We start from the raw sequence: 14,391 nt of genomic DNA, 5'->3' as shown, positions 1-14,391 counted from the left end.
CTCAGCCCAGAGGCGCCGGAGCGCGGCTCGTGGCCAGGTGCGCCGCCCGGACGGCGCTGGTGAACGACACCTCGCCCAACAGGCCGGGCGCGGCCACCTCGTCCCCGGCCAGGTAGACGTCCCCGCCCCGGTCGATGGCGGGCCGGTCCCGCCAGGACGAACCCGGCAGGTCCAAGGCGCCGGTCCGGCCCCGCGCCATCTGGTCGCGGCGCCAGGTCAGCCGCTCGCGCCAGTCGCCCAACGCGGCGTCCAGGAGGCGTTCCAGCCGTTCCGTCGCCTCGGCCCGGGACTCGCCCGCGCGGACGGGGATCTGCGCCTGGACCAGTTCCTCGCCCTCGGGGGCCAGGACCCGGTCATGGGCCGAGTACCGCTCCAGGAACCCGCCCTCGTCCAGGTCCGACACCAGGAAGGGGTCGTCGGCCGAACGCAACCCCAGGTCGGTCATGAGCGAGTGCCCGCTCTCCCAGGCCAGGGACGGATCGTCGAGCAGGGAACGGGCCGCGGCCAGCGAGGTGGCGACCACCACGGGCCCCTCCGGCAGGGAATCGACCCGATGCCCGGTCTCGATCCGCACACCCATGGCGAGCGCGTGGTCCGCCATGCGTTCGACGAGACGGACCCAACCGCCGACCGGATAGCGGACCGCGGGCACCTGGGGACGGGTGAGCCGACGGAACCTCTCCCAGACGAACGAGGCCGACAGCCGTCCCGGATCGGCCTCGAACAGGGCCACGCCCATCATCGAGGCGACCAGCCGGGTGCTCTCCTCGCCCAGACGTTCGGCCCCCCACGAGGCGAAGTCCTGCTCCACCGGAGCCGACAGCCCGCGTCGGGCCAGCGCCTTCAGCAGTGCGCGGGGCGGACGTCCGGTCAGCCGTTCCCGGTAGCGGAAACGCGAGGAGCGAAGAGCTCCCAGAGAGGGCCTGACCAGTGGCGGGACCAGGTCCCGCTCGGCCAGCCAGCGGTACGGGGCCCCGTCGGTGTACAGGGCGTGCGGGCCGTCGTTGGCCACATAGGGAGGTTCGGTGGAACGGGCCCGGCCTCCCAGGGTCCGGTGCGACTCCAACACGGTGACGTTCGCGCCGTTCTCGGCGCCGGCGATGGCCGCGGTCAATCCTGCGAGGCCACCGCCCACAACGGTGATGTCCATACCCCTAGGACGGATCGGGGGCCCGTAGACGTGACATCTTCTCCGGGTTGACCAACAGGTACACGTGCCGGACCCTCCCCTCGAAGACGTCCAGGACCAACAGGAGCACCGGGGCGTCGCCGACCGAGACGACGGCGGCGGGGCCGCCGTTGACCTCGGTGACCCCGAAGACCAGATCGTCGATGGAGGAGAGGCCCAGGGACCGGAGGAAGCGGGACGCGTTGCGCTCCTCGGACACGGCCGCGAGGAAACGCCCCACCTTGTGCGCGCTGTGCAGGACCCGCAGGGGCGCCCGCGCCTTGCCGCCGCTGTCGCTCACCAGGGTCGCGTCGTCGGCGAGCAGTTCCTTGAGCCCGTCCAGGTCGCCCTCCATGCAGGCCCGGAGGAAGCGTTCGGTGATCCGACGCCGTTCGGCCCGGTCGGCCTCGAAACGGGGGCGACGTTCGCGGACGTGGTTGCGGGCCCGTTTGGCCAGTTGTCGGGTGGCGCCCTCGCTCCGGTCGATGACCCGCGCGATCTGGGCGTAGGGGAGTTGGAAGGCCTCGTGCAGGACGAAGACGGCGCGTTCGAGGGGGCTGAGGGTCTCCAGGACCACCATCAGCGCGAACTCCACCGAATCGGCGAGTTCGGCTCGTTCGGCGCCGTCGGGCAGGTCGCTGACGGGTTCGGGCAGCCATTCGCCCACATAGGACTCGCGCCGGGAGCCGGCCCTGCGCAGCCGGTCGATGGCCAGCCGGGACACCACGGTGACCAGGTAGGCGCGGGGGTCGTCGACCTCGTCCCGAGATTCGCCGGACCAGCGCATCCAGGCCTCCTGGACCACGTCCTCGGCGTCGTCGGCACTGCCCAGGACCCGGTAGGCGACCCCGTTCAACAGGGAGCGGTGCTCCTCGAAGACCTCTGTCGTCGTCATGATCAGGAAGACGTACCACTCGGGCGCGTTCGTGACACGCCCTGACACACCTCCCGTCCTCTTCCGGCCGGTGTACGCCACGGGCTTGCCTCCACCGGGGCGGGGTTCTAGGTTGGCGCGACCGGGAGGGTCGAGGAGAGAGGTCGCCGTTGTATCGACTGCGTGAGTGGAACCGAGGGGACGCCGATCGGCTGCTGGAGGCCTTCGCCTGGAGGGAGCTGGCCTGGCAGGAGACCGAGGTCCCCCGGACCCCGGACGAGGCGATGGAGTGGATCGATCGTCGGGCCGTGCTGACGAAGGAGGAGATCCACGGTTTCGCGGTGGTGGACGGGCTCGACAAGGTGCTGGGACATGTGCAGATCTCGGTGACCAGTCGAAGACACGAGTTGGGGTGGTTGTCCTTCTGGACCCACCCCGCCGAACAGGGGCGCGGTGTGGCCACGGCCGGAGCCCGGCTGGCCTCGCGGTTCGCCTTCGATGAGCTGGGACTGTTCCGGGTGGAGGCGGGGCATCGGATCGACAACCCGGGGTCGTGCGTGGCGTTGGGGCGCGCGGGTCTCCTGCCGGAGGGGATCGAGAGGGCCAAGCTGCTCTACGGGACCTCCCGTTACGACACGGCCTCCCACGCTCGTCTGGTCACCGACCCGGAGGAGTGGACCCCGGAGGGGCCTTGTAAGTACTGAGGGTCCCAGGACGCCTCCGAACGGAGAACACGAACGCGGGGCCCGGCCGTGGAAGGCCGGGCCCCGCGTGTGTCGACGCGCGAGGGCGTGGACTAGTGGTCCAGGACGGCGATGCCGGAGTGGATGTCGTTGGAGATGACGTTGCAGCCCTCGGAGCTGAAGCCGGTGAAGGCGATCACGTCGGCGCAGATCGGCACGGTGATGTTCTGGATGTTGGCGTTGTTGTCGGCGGCGGCGGTGCCGGACATGGCGCCCAGGGCGAGACCGGTGGCGAGGATGAGGCCGGAGACGGAGGCGATGCGCTTCATGGTGATGTTCCTTTTCGGTTCGCTGTGTGCGGTCGGTGGTGGCGGCTGCGTCGGGACGACCCGTTCTTCCTAGTCGTGAACGGCGATGCCCGAGGTCGCGTCCCAGTCGACGACGTTGCAGCCGCTGGCGCTGACGCCGGAGGCCTTCAGAACGTCGATGCAGACCGGGATGGTGATGTTCTGGACCTTGGCGTTGTTGTCCGCGGCGGCGGTGCCGGTGAAGGCGCCGAGGGCGAGGCCGGTGGCCAGAACGAAGCCGGAAACCTTGGCGATACGGGACATGTAGGTCACCTTTCGGAAGTGCAGAAACGGGTTGGCTGCAGCCGCCGGAATTAACTTAGCGTAGCCGGAAGGGTGCTCGAAGTAGTTTCACGCAAGAATCCAGAGTTTCCCCAAAGTTTTCTCGGCTTACCGAGTGGCATGACGGACATATCGCGGCTTCTTGCCCTCGGGCGTTACACAACCGAAAGCGTGACTGAAACAGGTTTCTGGCGAATGCATCGGAACCCTCGAGTGTCCGACATGAGGGATCTGTGAAAGGCGGGGGCCGAACAAGAGAAAGGGCCCGCACGGCGATGCCGTGCGGGCCCCGAGAGGCGAGGGGTCACCAGCCTTGCTGGCCGTACCCCGGGTACTGCTGCCCGTAGCCGGGCTGTTGCTGCTGGCCGTAACCGGGCTGCTGTCCGTAGCCGGGGTACTGCTGCTGGTCGTAACCCGGGTACGGCTGCTGAGGCTGACCGTAACCCTGGCCGTAACCCGCGTACGGGTCCTGCTGCTGGGCGCCGGTGGGATGCTGCGGGTAGGCCTGCTGTTGCCCGGAGTGGTCATGAGGCTGCGGCTGCTGGGGCTTTCGGGCCTCGGCCTGTTCCGCCTTCGCGTCCTTCGCGTCCTCGTCCGGGCGGAAGATGAACAGACGCGCCGCCTTGGACTCGCCGTCCTCGCTCGGAGTGATCAGGTCCAGGCGCCAGCCGGCCTCCTCGATCCCCTCGAGGATGCGGGTCAGTCCGGGACGCAGTTTGCTGGAGGCGTCGTCGTACGCGTTGACCTCCAACTGGATGATGAACATCCGGCGCTTCTGCTGCGCGGCGACCTTCGCGTGTTCGACGACCGTGCTGTCCCTCACGACCTGTGTGACGCTCATGAATAACCGTACCCATCTGCTCTTCGGAGCTGGTCCACCCGTCGGGTTCGTTCCCGGTCGTCCGCGTCCACCATGACGGGGGTCCGCCGGGCTCCGCCTCCATCATGCCCCCTATAGGTGCATCTGGCCACAGAGACCGACAGAACCCCTCCGCTCGGGAAGCCCCCGGAAGCGACTCACTCGGCGATGGCGCGCACGGCCTCGACGACGGGTGTTCCACCGTTCACCAGATTGAGAACCCGGCCGACGGTACCTGGTTCGTCCAGAAGGGCGACGATCACGGCGGCCACGTCCGCACGGGAGACCGAGGAACGCTCCACCTCCTCGCCCAGATCGACCAGACCGGTGCCGGCCTCATCGGTCAACCTCCCTGGACGCAGGATCGTCCAGTCCAGGTCGAGGTCGCGTCCGCGCAGGTCGTCGTCGGCCGCCTTCTTCGCCGCGACGTAGGCCCTCCAGACCTCGTCGGCGTCCTCGGCCACCGGACGGTCCACGTCGATGGCCGAGATCTGGATCAGGCGGCGCACACCGGCCAGCGCTGCCGCGTCGGCGGTCAGGACCGCCGCCTTGTGGTCGACGGTCTCCTTACGGGCCGCGCCACTGCCCGGGCCGGCGCCGGCCGCGAACACCACGGCGTCGGCGCCCATGATCCGCTCGGTCAGCTCGGTGACGGTGGCCCGCTCCAGGTCGATCACGACCGGCTCGGCCCCGGCGTCGACGACGTCCTGGGAATGGTCGGGGTTACGGATGAGGGCGACGGGGGTGTCTCCGCGGTCGGCCAGGGCCCTGGCCAGACTCAGAGCGATCTTTCCGTGCCCTCCGGCGATGACGATACGCATGGGGGAAGCGTATTGCCTCACCCCGGGTGGAGCCCGGACGGCGACCCGGGCGGGCCTGTGAACTTCTCGACGCCGCCCGGGGGAATACCGCCTACTCCACGGTCCAGGTGTCCCCGCCCGCCAACAGAGCCTCCAGGTCACCGTCGCCGTGCTCGGCCCGCGCCTCCTCGATCTGCTCGTTCAGCAGCTCGTCGTAGACCGGTCGACGCACGTCCCGGAACACCCCGATCGGCACGTGTTCGAACGCCGGCCGGTCCAGTCGGGACAGCGCGAACGCGTACCCGGGGTCCTCACGGTGCGCGTCGTGTTCGATCAGCCGGTCCTCGCCGACCTCGGCCACGTCCGCCACCTCCAGGCCGCCGAAGTCCCCGGCCACCACGCCCCGGTCCGGGCCCAGCCGCAGCGGCTCCCCGTGCTCCATCCGCAGCAGTCGCAGATCACGGGAGGAGGGGTCCTTCAAGGGTTCGAACGCGTCGTCGTTGAAGATCGGGCAGTTCTGGTAGATCTCCACGAAGGACGCTCCGGGGTGATCGGCCGCCGCGCGCAGCACCGACGTCAGGTGCGCGCGATCGGAGTCCACGGTCCGCGCCACGAAACCGGCCTCGGCCCCCAGCGCCAGGGACACCGGGTTGAAGGGGTGGTCGAGCGACCCCGCCGGCGAGGACTTGGTGACCTTGCCCGTCTCGGAGGTGGGGGAGTACTGGCCCTTGGTCAACCCGTAGATCCGGTTGTTGAACAGCAGGATGTTGATGTTGACGTTGCGGCGCAGCGCGTGGATGAGGTGGTTGCCGCCGATGGACAGACCGTCGCCGTCACCGGTGATCACCCATACCGACAGGTCGGGCCGGCTCGCCGCCAACCCCGTCGCGATCGCCGGGGCGCGCCCGTGGATCGAGTGCATCCCGTAGGTGCTCAGGTAGTACGGGAACCGGGAGGAGCAGCCGATCCCGGACACCATCACGATGTTCTCGCGTGGAATCCCGAGACGAGGAAGGAAGGACTGGAAGGCGGCCAGGATCGCGTAGTCGCCACAGCCCGGACACCAGCGCACCTCCTGATCCGACTTGAAGTCCTTCATCTTGTAGACGGTGTCCGTCGTGGGCACCAGACGCAGTCCGGCCGACGCCGCCACGTGTCCCGAGTGCCCGTTCCGGGCCCCGTTCGGATTCTCAGTCACGGTCGATGACCTCCTGCACGACGGACGCGAGCTCTTCGGCCTTGAAGGGCAGGCCGCGGACCTTGTTGTAACCGATGACGTCGACCATGAAGCGGCCGCGCAACAGCAGCGCCAGCTGGCCCAGGTTGATCTCGGGGACCACGACCCGGTCGTAGCGGCGCAGGACCTCGCCGAGGTCGGCGGGGAACGGGTTGAGATGACGCAGATGGGCCTGGGCCACCCGGCCGCCCGATCGGCGTACGCGCCGTACGGCCGCGGTGATCGACCCGTAGGTCCCGCCCCAGCCGAGGACGAGGACACGGGCGTCGCCGGTGGGGTCGGACACCTCCAGCGGTGGAAGGCTCCGGGCGATCGCGTCGATCTTGGCCTGCCGTGTGCGGACCATCAGGTCGTGGTTGGACGGGGTGTAGGAGATGTCCCCGGTCTCGGCGTGCTTCTCGATCCCGCCGATCCGGTGCTCCAGACCCGGCGTGCCCGGCACCGCCCAAGGGCGGGCCAGGGTCTCCTCGTCCCGCAGGTAGGGCAGGAAGGTCCCGTCCGGGCCGTTGGCCTCGGTGGCGAACCCCGGATCGATCGTCGGCAGTTCCGACACCCTCGGCAGCCGCCAGGGCTCGGAGCCGTTGGCCAGGTAGCCGTCGGAGAGCATGATCACCGGGGTCCGGTACTCGACGGCCAACCGGACCGCCTCCACCGCCGTGTCGAAACAGTCGGCGGGGGAGGAGGGCGCCACCACGGGTACCGGGGACTCGCCGTTGCGCCCGTACAGGGCCATCAACAGATCCGTCTGCTCGGTCTTGGTGGGCATCCCCGTGCTCGGTCCGGCCCGCTGCACGTCGACGACGACCAGCGGAAGCTCGGTCATCACCGCCAACCCGACGGCCTCCTGCTTGAGCACCATGCCCGGACCCGAGGTGGTCGTGACACCGAGCGAACCGCCGAACGAGGCGCCCAGGGCCGCGCCGACCCCGGCGATCTCGTCCTCGGCCTGGAAGGTCCGGACCCCGAACCGCTTGTGCCGGGACAGTTCGTGCAGGATGTCCGAGGCCGGAGTGATCGGGTACGAGCCCAGGAACAGGGGCAGCCCCGAACGCCGAGAGCCCGCGATCAGCCCATAGGCGGTGGCCAGGTTCCCGGTGATGTTGCGGTAGGTGCCCGAGGGGAGACGGGCCGGCTTGATCTCATAGGAGACCGCGAAGTCCTCGGTGGTCTCGCCGAAGTTCCATCCGGCCTTGAACGCGGCGAGGTTGGCCGCGAGGATCTCCGGTCTGCGCGCGAACTTCGACCTCAGGAACGAGACCGTCCCCTCCGTCGGCCGGTTGTACATCCAGGACAGCAGCCCCAACGCGAACATGTTCTTCGCGCGCTGGGCGTCCTTCTTCGAGATGTCGATGTCGGTCAGGGCGGCCACCGTCATCGACGTCAGCCCGGCGGCGCTGACCTTGAAACCGTCGAGGGTCCCATCGGTGAGCGGGTCGCTCTCGTAGCCGACCTTGGCCAGACTCCGGGTGGTGAACTCGTCGGTGTTGACGATGATCGTGGCGCCCTTGGGAAGGTCGCCGAGATTGGCCTTGAGGGCGGCGGGGTTCATCGCCACCAGGACGTCGGGGGCGTCCCCCGGGGTCACGATGTCGTGGTCGGCGAAGTGCAACTGGAAACTGGAGACCCCCGGAAGGGTGCCCGCCGGGGCGCGGATCTCCGCGGGGAAGTTCGGCAGGGTCGACAGGTCGTTGCCGAACGAAGCGGTCTCCTGGGTGAACCGGTCACCGGTCAACTGCATGCCGTCGCCGGAGTCGCCGGCGAAGCGGATGATGACGCGGTCGAGTTGTTCGATCTGTTTGGCCACTGAGATCGACGACCTCCTCGGTGAGCCGCCGGTCGTGAAGGCGGCGGCGCTCGGTGTGCGTCCCGACCCGGCCACACCGGCCGCGGGCCGATCGTCGTGGTCGGGGACGGAAGGGACATGCTGCCGTGACCCCGCGCACGCCGGATGCGCCAACCCGACATGGCGTCGTGCGGTACGGGACCGCGGCCGGGTCGTGGGAGGGCGACGGCCCATGACGACACGGCCCACGACACACCGGGGGGAGGGAGGGTCCCACCTCCGCGGTGCGTTCGGTGACGAGGGCCACGTTCGCACTATAGGTCGTCGAGTGCTCACGGGGTCGAGGCGGGTGGCGATTGTCACATCGACCCGTTCCCCCCGTGCCGCCGGGCCGGCCGAGAGCGATGGACACCGGTCGGTCACATGGGGAACGTCAGACGTCGACCCGCACGTTTGTCACCATGTACGCAACAAAAGTCGGACAGCGGTGGACAGCGGAAGGAGGGCGCGTGCACGTCAACGCGGTTCGCGCGATCGGCCTGTTCGCCGGAGTATCGGCGCTCGTCATCGTGGCCGGATGGCTGTGCGGGGCCCAGAAGGGCGCCCAGCTCTCGATCGCGCTGGTGCTCTGCGCCGGGATCCTCGTCTACCTCTTCGGAGAGTCCCTGGCCCTGCGGGCGATGCGCGCGCGGCCGGTCAGCGAGATCGAACGACCCGAGCTCTACCGGATCGTCCGTGAACTCGCCACGGCGGCTCGGCAGCCCATGCCCAAGTTGTACCTGGCCCCGGTGCGTTCGCCCAACGCCTTCGCCACCGGAGGCAGCCCGAGGCGCGCCGCGCTGTGCTGCACCACGGGGCTGCTGCGCACCCTGGAGGAACGGGAACTGCGCGGGGTCATCGCGCACGAACTGGCCCACATCCGCGCGCACGACACACTGATCAGCTCGGTGGCCGCGACGCTCACCGCCCTGATCACCGCCCTGACGGCCGTCACCTTCCTCCTGCCGTTGGGGGAATCCGAGGAGACGGACATGCCCGACCTCCTGGGCGGACTGCTGCTGGCCCTGCTGGCGCCGCTCGCGGCGGCGGTCGTCTACTTCGGTGTCGGACGGGCCCGCGAGTTCCGCGCGGACGAGAAGGCCGCCGAACTCACCGGGGACCCGCTGGGGCTGGCCTCGGCCCTGCGCAGGATGGAATCGGGCAACCGGGCCTACCCGCTGCCCCGTGAACGGGTGCTGTTGGCCTCGGCCCACCTGATGACCACCAACCCGTTCCCCGGCACGCTCGGACGGTTGTTCGCGGCGCACCCGCCGGTCTCCGAGCGGATCCGACGCCTTCAGGAACTGCACCGGGAATGGGACCTGGGCTGAGAGAGGCCCCCGCGTACGGCGACGGCCGCCGATCCCCGAAGGGACGGCGGCCGTCGTGTGTCCGAACCCCGAGGGGCGACCTCAGCGGTAGTTCACGAACTGGAGCGCCAGGTCGAAGTCCTTCTCCTTGATGAGCGTCATGACGCTCTGGAGGTCGTCCTTCTTCTTCGAGCTGACGCGCAGCTCCTCGCCCTGGATCTGGGCCTTGACGCCCTTGGGGCCCTCGTCGCGGATCAGCTTGGAGATCTTCTTGGCGTCCTCGGTGGAGATGCCCTCCTTGAGGCTGATCGGGAGCCGGTACTCCTTGCCCGAGGGCTTGGGCTCCTCGGCGGCGTCCAGGACCTTCAGGGAGATCTTGCGCTTGATCAGCTTCTCTTTGAAGACCTCCAGAGCGGCGGTGGCGCGCTCCTCGGATCCGCTCTTGATCTCGACGCCGTTCTCACCCTGCCAGGCGATGGTGGTCCCGGTGCCCTTGAAGTCGAACCGCTGGGACAGCTCCTTGCCCGCCTGGTTCAGGGCGTTGTCGACCTCCTGCCGGTCGAGCTTGGACACCACGTCGAAACTGGATTCGGCGGCCACGTACTCTCACACCCCGCTACTTCTGATGGGTCACGGAGGCCCCGCGGGCACCCGTGCGTGTCTCGTCCGGCCCGGTACGGGCCGGGTTCAGAGCTTAGCCCCGCCCCGTCGAAGCGGCCGAAGCCACCGGACGAAGGCACGCCCGGCCCATCGATTTCAGGTTGAGGCCGATCATCCGCTATTGTCATTCATGCGCAGCGACGAGCCACTCGTCGCCGCATCCCAGGCGGGTTGCCCGAGCGGCCAATGGGAGCGGACTGTAAATCCGTCGGCTTTGCCTTCGAAGGTTCGAATCCTTCACCCGCCACCCTGGGGAGAGGCCCCGGTGACCATCGGTCACCGGGGCCTCTCGCGTTCCCGGAGCCCTCAAGCGTGATCCGATTCCTCGCCGTCGATCGATCACCACTCCTCGGACAGCGTGACCACACCCGTTTTCCCACGCTCGACCGCTTCGAGCAGGTTGGCCGGACACGTTCCCGAAGCCTTGTCGAAGAAGACCCTTCCATCGCTGAAGTCGACGCGAGAGAAGCTCGCCTCACAGTCGATGAACTCGGCCCTCAGGAAACTCACCTCGCTACCGCTGAACTCGGTGTCGTCGAAGTCCGCCCTCCCTCCGGTGAACCTGGTCGAGCTGAAGATCACCTCTCCTCCACCGAACAGGGCCTCGGCGAAGATCGTTTTCCCGTTGGTGAAGCGGTTCGCGAGGAAGGAGACCCTCCCTCCGGTGAATCGGGCCTGGATGAAGGACACCGCACTGTCGGCGAACTGAGACCAGACGAAGTTCACGTCCCCTCCGGAGAAGTGGGTATCGAAGAACTCCAGATCTCCGCCGGTGAACCTCGCCCTGGCAAAGTTCACGTCCCCTCCGGAGAACCGGGCCCCGGAGAAATCCATGGTTCCACCGATGAACCGGGTCTCGGAGAAGCTCACCCTGCCTCCGGTGAAGTGGGCTCCGTGTAGGTCTCCGCCGTCGAAGACGACACCGGTGAAGTCGAAGTCCTTGCCGCGCCAGCGGGTGGGTTCACGGAGGTGGTCGCCGATGATCCGGATGATGGTGTGCCGCACCTCGCGGAAGGAGGCGAACTCCAGTTCGCGCTCTCGGTGCTCCTCTCTTCGGCTTTTGGAGGCATTCCTCGGGAGCGCCTCCGGCATGGGGAAGTAGGGCATGCGCAGGTAGGCGCATAGGACATCGATCACCATCTGTACCTCGTCCTCGGAGGGGGCATCGTCGGCCAAATGCGCCAAGGCGTGGATCGCGCCCAGGCGGACGGCCGCGTGATCGCTTCCCAGCTCGGTGTAGGCGGTGGTGAATCGCTCGTTGAACAGTTTGACGATCTCACGCTGTTCTCCGGTCTCGGTGGTGCGCTGACGTCGATAGGCGATCACCAGCAGCGCCACACCTCCGAGCCCTGCGACGATCGCGAACGCGCGAGTGGTGATCGCCTCCAGGTGGCGGGCTGCCAAGTTCTCTGGGGGTTTCCAGCCGGGAGTGTCCAGCACAAGCCAGGCCAGCCCGGTCAGTGCCACGACCGCGATCGCGGCCACCAGCCAGGCGACCAGGATCAGCCGCATGAGTCGGATCGGTGAGCTGCGCCTCCAATTCGAACCGACCACCCCGGCGGCCAATAACAGGCCACCGATCGCGAAGAGGGCCGAGCGCCAGGTCCGCCACGAGGAGAGACCCAGAAGGTCCCACACCGCGATGACCAGGGGCCACACGGCGATCGTGAGGCAGAGCCCTCCGATGAGGACCCCGCTTCGATTGAGAGGGCGTCTACGGTTCCGGGCCCAGGAGAGGGAGCGGTCCTTGCGTTCTCGAAGGCGTTCCCGCCATGGGAGGTCTCCGAGTGGGGGAGTGGACGACATGGGGCGACCGTAGCGGGCTCGGATCCCGTTCGAAGCTCGCCGATGGTCCTTCGTCGGAGTGGTCCGGGTCACGTCGGAGGGGATTCGGGTCATTGCGGAAGCATCACGCTCAAGCCACGGAAATATTACCCTCGGTGTTCGCTTGAACTCGCTTGGTCATGGCTTCGTGCGGGGGTCTTCGGGGTGATTCGCCCCGTTCGTCACCGGGTCCTCTGGGGTGGAGCGGGTGGTTCCAGGATGGTGTGTCCGTTTGGGCCGAAGGGCGGCTTTCCATGGGATCGGTCGCCTTATATGCGTGTCGTTTAAAAAGATCTCCAATAAGACCATTTCGTTTTCGGGGCATGCGGAATGCTGTCGACAATCCGGACAAAGTGTTTTCGGGGTTTCGGCGTTGACAAAAAACGGGGGCCGTGATGATGATTGCCTCAGTCCACCGCGACACAGGTGCAAGAAGCGCCTGCGTCTTTTTCTGTCGAAACCTCGCATGATTTCCCGGGGGAAACATGATCAAGAAGCTGACCGCTGCTGGCCTGGTCGCTGGTGCCGCGATGGGCGCGCTCCTCATGGGGGCTCCCGCTTACGCCTCGCACGGCGGTGACCAGCAGTTCAACCAGAACCTTCAGCTGGTTCCGATCCAGTCCTGCAACCTGACCGGCAGCGTCGGTCTGGTCGCGGTCACCGTGCCGATCCTGTCGCCGCAGACGACCGGTGACTGCGTGAACGGCCCCGTCGGCACCAACATCAGCTAGTTCCGGCAATCGTTTCTACCGAGACGATATCTCGAATTTCTTCGAAGGGTGATTTGAATGCTGCGTAAGCTCGGTGTTGCCGGCCTCGTCGCTGGTGCCGCTATCTCCGCCGTTCTGGCCGCCAGCCCGGCCTCCGCCGGTTCCCACGGTTCGCACGGTGGGGACCAGCAGTACAACCAGAACCTGCAGGCCATTCCGGTTCAGCTCTGCAACACCAGTGCCGCCGTCGGCCTGGTCGCCGTGAACGTTCCGGTCCTGTCGCCGCAGACCACGGGCGACTGCACCAACGGTCCCGTCAGCACCAACATCGACTAGGAGAACCCCGACATGCGTAAGTTCACCGCCGCCACCGCCATCGCCGGCATCGCCCTGGGCGCCATGCTCGCCGCGGCCCCCGCCTCCGCCGGTTCCCACGGTGGGGACCAGCAGTACAACCAGAACCTCCAGGCCGTGCCGGTTCAGCTGTGCAACACCGAGCTGGCCGTCGGGCTCATCGCCGGTGTCAACATCCCGGTCCTGTCGCCGCAGACCGCCGGTGACTGCACCAACGGTCCCGTCAGCACCAACATCGACTAGGAGCCCTGTAGATGCGTAAGTTCACCGCCGCCACCGCCATCGCGGGCATCGCCCTGGGCGCCATGCTCGCGGCCTCCCCGGCCTCCGCCGGTTCCCACGGTGGGGACCAGCAGTTCAACCAGAACCTGCAGCTGGTTCCGGTTCAGCTGTGCAACACCGAGCTGGCCGTCGGCCTCGTCGGTGCCAACGTGCCGATCCTGTCGCCGCAGACCACGGGCGACTGCGTCAACGGCCCGGTCAGCACCAACATCGACTAGGAGTCGTAGATGCTGCGGAAGTTCACCGCCGCCACCGCGATCGCCGGTGTCGCGCTCGGTGCGATGCTCGCGGCCGCTCCGGCGTCCGCCTCGCACGGTGGGGACCAGCAGTTCAACCAGAACCTGCAGCTGGTTCCGGTTCAGCTGTGCAACACCGAGCTGGCCGTCGGCCTCGTCGGTGCCAACGTGCCGATCCTGTCGCCGCAGACCACGGGCGACTGCGTCAACGGCCCGGTCGGCACCAACGTGGACCACGACCGTGGTGAGCACGGGCACGACCACGACAAGGGCAACGGCTACCACTAGTCGCCCCTTGCGAACGGGGTCCTTCGGATCCCGGTGACGGAACAGAGCGTTACCAAGGCCCCCCGGCGTGTCGCCGGGGGGCCTTGTCGTGTTCGCCGGAACATGATGAGTTCGATCGAGGAGGCGATATATGAGGCGTGCACTGTTGATGGGGGCGGCGTTGGCCCTGGCCCTCTCCGCCTGTGGACAGCAGAACACGGGGGGCGAGGAGAACGCTCCGGGGGAGGGCGACGGAGAGGACGACCGCTACGAGCGGGACGACGACGACAGGACGGCCGAGGGCGACGTCCAGGTCCTCAACTTCCACGGCGACGAGAACGGTTTCCCCGACCAGCGGCCCGAGGACTACGTGGCCACCGAGTTCACGACCTTCTCCGACATGGAGTGGGACGAGTGGCACGAGGACGGCGCCCGCGGTGAGGGGGAGGTGCTGGGCACCTGGTGCATGGACCAGGGGTGCCAGGACGACCCCTACGACGTCGATGTCGAACTCGCCGACCCGGTGGACGTCGACGGCACCCCGTACTTCTCCACCTACACCATCACCGATTACGGGGACATGCCCGAGGAACAGCGTCAGGCGTTGGACGACGCGGACGGCGGTCGGTTGGCCGTCCCCTCCCAGACGGACTGAGCGAATACGTGACGGGTGGAG

18 protein-coding genes and 1 tRNA gene are annotated in these 14,391 nt (G+C 67.9%); 9 read left to right on the top strand and 10 right to left on the bottom strand.

The genetic code is table 11. The features are described from left to right. Position 1 precedes the first annotated feature (1 nt). Together TR33_RS06555 and sigJ are read right to left on the bottom strand one after the other, a co-directional pair. Positions 2 to 1,150: a phytoene desaturase family protein gene (locus TR33_RS06555; protein ID WP_042282173.1), complete on the bottom strand. Its 1,149-nt coding sequence runs from the start codon at positions 1,148 to 1,150 to the stop codon at positions 2 to 4. A gap of 4 nt (positions 1,151 to 1,154) precedes the next feature. Continuing rightward, positions 1,155 to 2,063, bottom strand: coding sequence for an RNA polymerase sigma factor SigJ (gene sigJ / locus TR33_RS06550; protein ID WP_042282607.1), 909 nt, complete (start codon positions 2,061 to 2,063; stop codon positions 1,155 to 1,157). A 149-nt stretch (positions 2,064 to 2,212) separates the two neighbouring features. Between sigJ and TR33_RS06545 the strand changes: the two genes are divergently transcribed. After that, positions 2,213 to 2,746, top strand: a complete 534-nt coding sequence (locus TR33_RS06545) for a GNAT family N-acetyltransferase (RefSeq protein WP_017535917.1) — start codon at positions 2,213 to 2,215, stop codon at positions 2,744 to 2,746. A gap of 92 nt (positions 2,747 to 2,838) precedes the next feature. Here the strand turns inward: TR33_RS06545 and TR33_RS06540 are convergent, their stop codons facing one another. The 6 genes from TR33_RS06540 to TR33_RS06515 all read right to left on the bottom strand — a co-directional run bounded on the left by TR33_RS06540 (position 2,839) and on the right by TR33_RS06515 (position 8,054). After that, positions 2,839 to 3,054 (bottom strand): hypothetical protein, encoded by a 216-nt coding sequence (locus TR33_RS06540; RefSeq protein WP_014911244.1) that lies wholly within the window; start codon positions 3,052 to 3,054, stop codon positions 2,839 to 2,841. Between the two features lie 69 nt (positions 3,055 to 3,123). Then, positions 3,124 to 3,336 carry a hypothetical protein gene (locus tag TR33_RS06535; protein WP_014908342.1) on the bottom strand — a complete coding sequence of 71 codons (213 nt, stop codon included), beginning with the start codon at positions 3,334 to 3,336 and terminating at the stop codon, positions 3,124 to 3,126. 322 nt (positions 3,337 to 3,658) lie between these two features. Continuing rightward, on the bottom strand, positions 3,659 to 4,195 hold the full coding sequence (locus TR33_RS06530; RefSeq protein ID WP_017535916.1) for a hypothetical protein: 537 nt from the start codon (positions 4,193 to 4,195) through the stop codon (positions 3,659 to 3,661). A 176-nt stretch (positions 4,196 to 4,371) separates the two neighbouring features. Next, positions 4,372 to 5,034 (bottom strand): NAD(P)H-binding protein, encoded by a 663-nt coding sequence (locus TR33_RS06525; protein ID WP_014910807.1) that lies wholly within the window; start codon positions 5,032 to 5,034, stop codon positions 4,372 to 4,374. A 91-nt stretch (positions 5,035 to 5,125) separates the two neighbouring features. After that, complete coding sequence (locus TR33_RS06520; protein ID WP_234305795.1) at positions 5,126 to 6,112, bottom strand: 2-oxoacid:ferredoxin oxidoreductase subunit beta; 987 nt, start codon at positions 6,110 to 6,112, stop codon at positions 5,126 to 5,128. 91 nt (positions 6,113 to 6,203) lie between these two features. Beyond that, entirely contained in the window at positions 6,204 to 8,054 is a 1,851-nt protein-coding gene (locus TR33_RS06515; RefSeq protein ID WP_017535914.1) for a 2-oxoacid:acceptor oxidoreductase subunit alpha, read from the bottom strand. Positions 8,055 to 8,542: 488 nt separating this feature from the next. Here TR33_RS06515 and TR33_RS06510 point away from each other — a divergent pair, with 488 nt between their 5' ends. Beyond that, on the top strand, positions 8,543 to 9,403 hold the full coding sequence (locus tag TR33_RS06510) for a M48 family metalloprotease (RefSeq protein ID WP_014909341.1): 861 nt from the start codon (positions 8,543 to 8,545) through the stop codon (positions 9,401 to 9,403). Between the two features lie 81 nt (positions 9,404 to 9,484). Here the strand turns inward: TR33_RS06510 and TR33_RS06505 are convergent, their stop codons facing one another. Then, positions 9,485 to 9,982, bottom strand: coding sequence for a YajQ family cyclic di-GMP-binding protein (locus TR33_RS06505; protein WP_014910676.1), 498 nt, complete (start codon positions 9,980 to 9,982; stop codon positions 9,485 to 9,487). Positions 9,983 to 10,207: 225 nt separating this feature from the next. Here TR33_RS06505 and TR33_RS06500 point away from each other — a divergent pair. Beyond that, positions 10,208 to 10,289, top strand: a tRNA-Tyr gene (locus tag TR33_RS06500). A 92-nt stretch (positions 10,290 to 10,381) separates the two neighbouring features. Here TR33_RS06500 and TR33_RS06495 read toward each other — a convergent pair. Continuing rightward, on the bottom strand, positions 10,382 to 11,848 hold the full coding sequence (locus TR33_RS06495; protein ID WP_084570219.1) for a pentapeptide repeat-containing protein: 1,467 nt from the start codon (positions 11,846 to 11,848) through the stop codon (positions 10,382 to 10,384). Between the two features lie 503 nt (positions 11,849 to 12,351). Here TR33_RS06495 and TR33_RS06490 point away from each other — a divergent pair. The 6 genes from TR33_RS06490 to TR33_RS06465 all read left to right on the top strand — a co-directional run bounded on the left by TR33_RS06490 (position 12,352) and on the right by TR33_RS06465 (position 14,370). After that, complete coding sequence (locus TR33_RS06490) at positions 12,352 to 12,597, top strand: hypothetical protein (protein ID WP_014910044.1); 246 nt, start codon at positions 12,352 to 12,354, stop codon at positions 12,595 to 12,597. A gap of 57 nt (positions 12,598 to 12,654) precedes the next feature. After that, positions 12,655 to 12,912, top strand: coding sequence for a hypothetical protein (locus TR33_RS06485; protein WP_014911899.1), 258 nt, complete (start codon positions 12,655 to 12,657; stop codon positions 12,910 to 12,912). 12 nt (positions 12,913 to 12,924) lie between these two features. Further along, a complete protein-coding gene (locus TR33_RS06480) occupies positions 12,925 to 13,173 on the top strand; it encodes a hypothetical protein (protein WP_014912622.1) in 249 nt (82 codons plus the stop codon). An 11-nt stretch (positions 13,174 to 13,184) separates the two neighbouring features. Next, on the top strand, positions 13,185 to 13,430 hold the full coding sequence (locus TR33_RS06475) for a hypothetical protein (RefSeq protein ID WP_017535912.1): 246 nt from the start codon (positions 13,185 to 13,187) through the stop codon (positions 13,428 to 13,430). 9 nt (positions 13,431 to 13,439) lie between these two features. Then, positions 13,440 to 13,736 (top strand): hypothetical protein, encoded by a 297-nt coding sequence (locus tag TR33_RS06470; protein ID WP_017535911.1) that lies wholly within the window; start codon positions 13,440 to 13,442, stop codon positions 13,734 to 13,736. A 130-nt stretch (positions 13,737 to 13,866) separates the two neighbouring features. Then, on the top strand, positions 13,867 to 14,370 hold the full coding sequence (locus tag TR33_RS06465) for a hypothetical protein (RefSeq protein ID WP_234305767.1): 504 nt from the start codon (positions 13,867 to 13,869) through the stop codon (positions 14,368 to 14,370). Positions 14,371 to 14,391: the final 21 nt, after the last annotated feature.

Source organism: Nocardiopsis alba, assembly GCF_000710955.1.
Taxonomy (GTDB): Bacteria; Actinomycetota; Actinomycetes; order Streptosporangiales; family Streptosporangiaceae; genus Nocardiopsis; species Nocardiopsis alba.
Note: the sequence above shows the minus strand (reverse complement) of the source record. Positions and strands in the feature narration are given on the sequence as shown.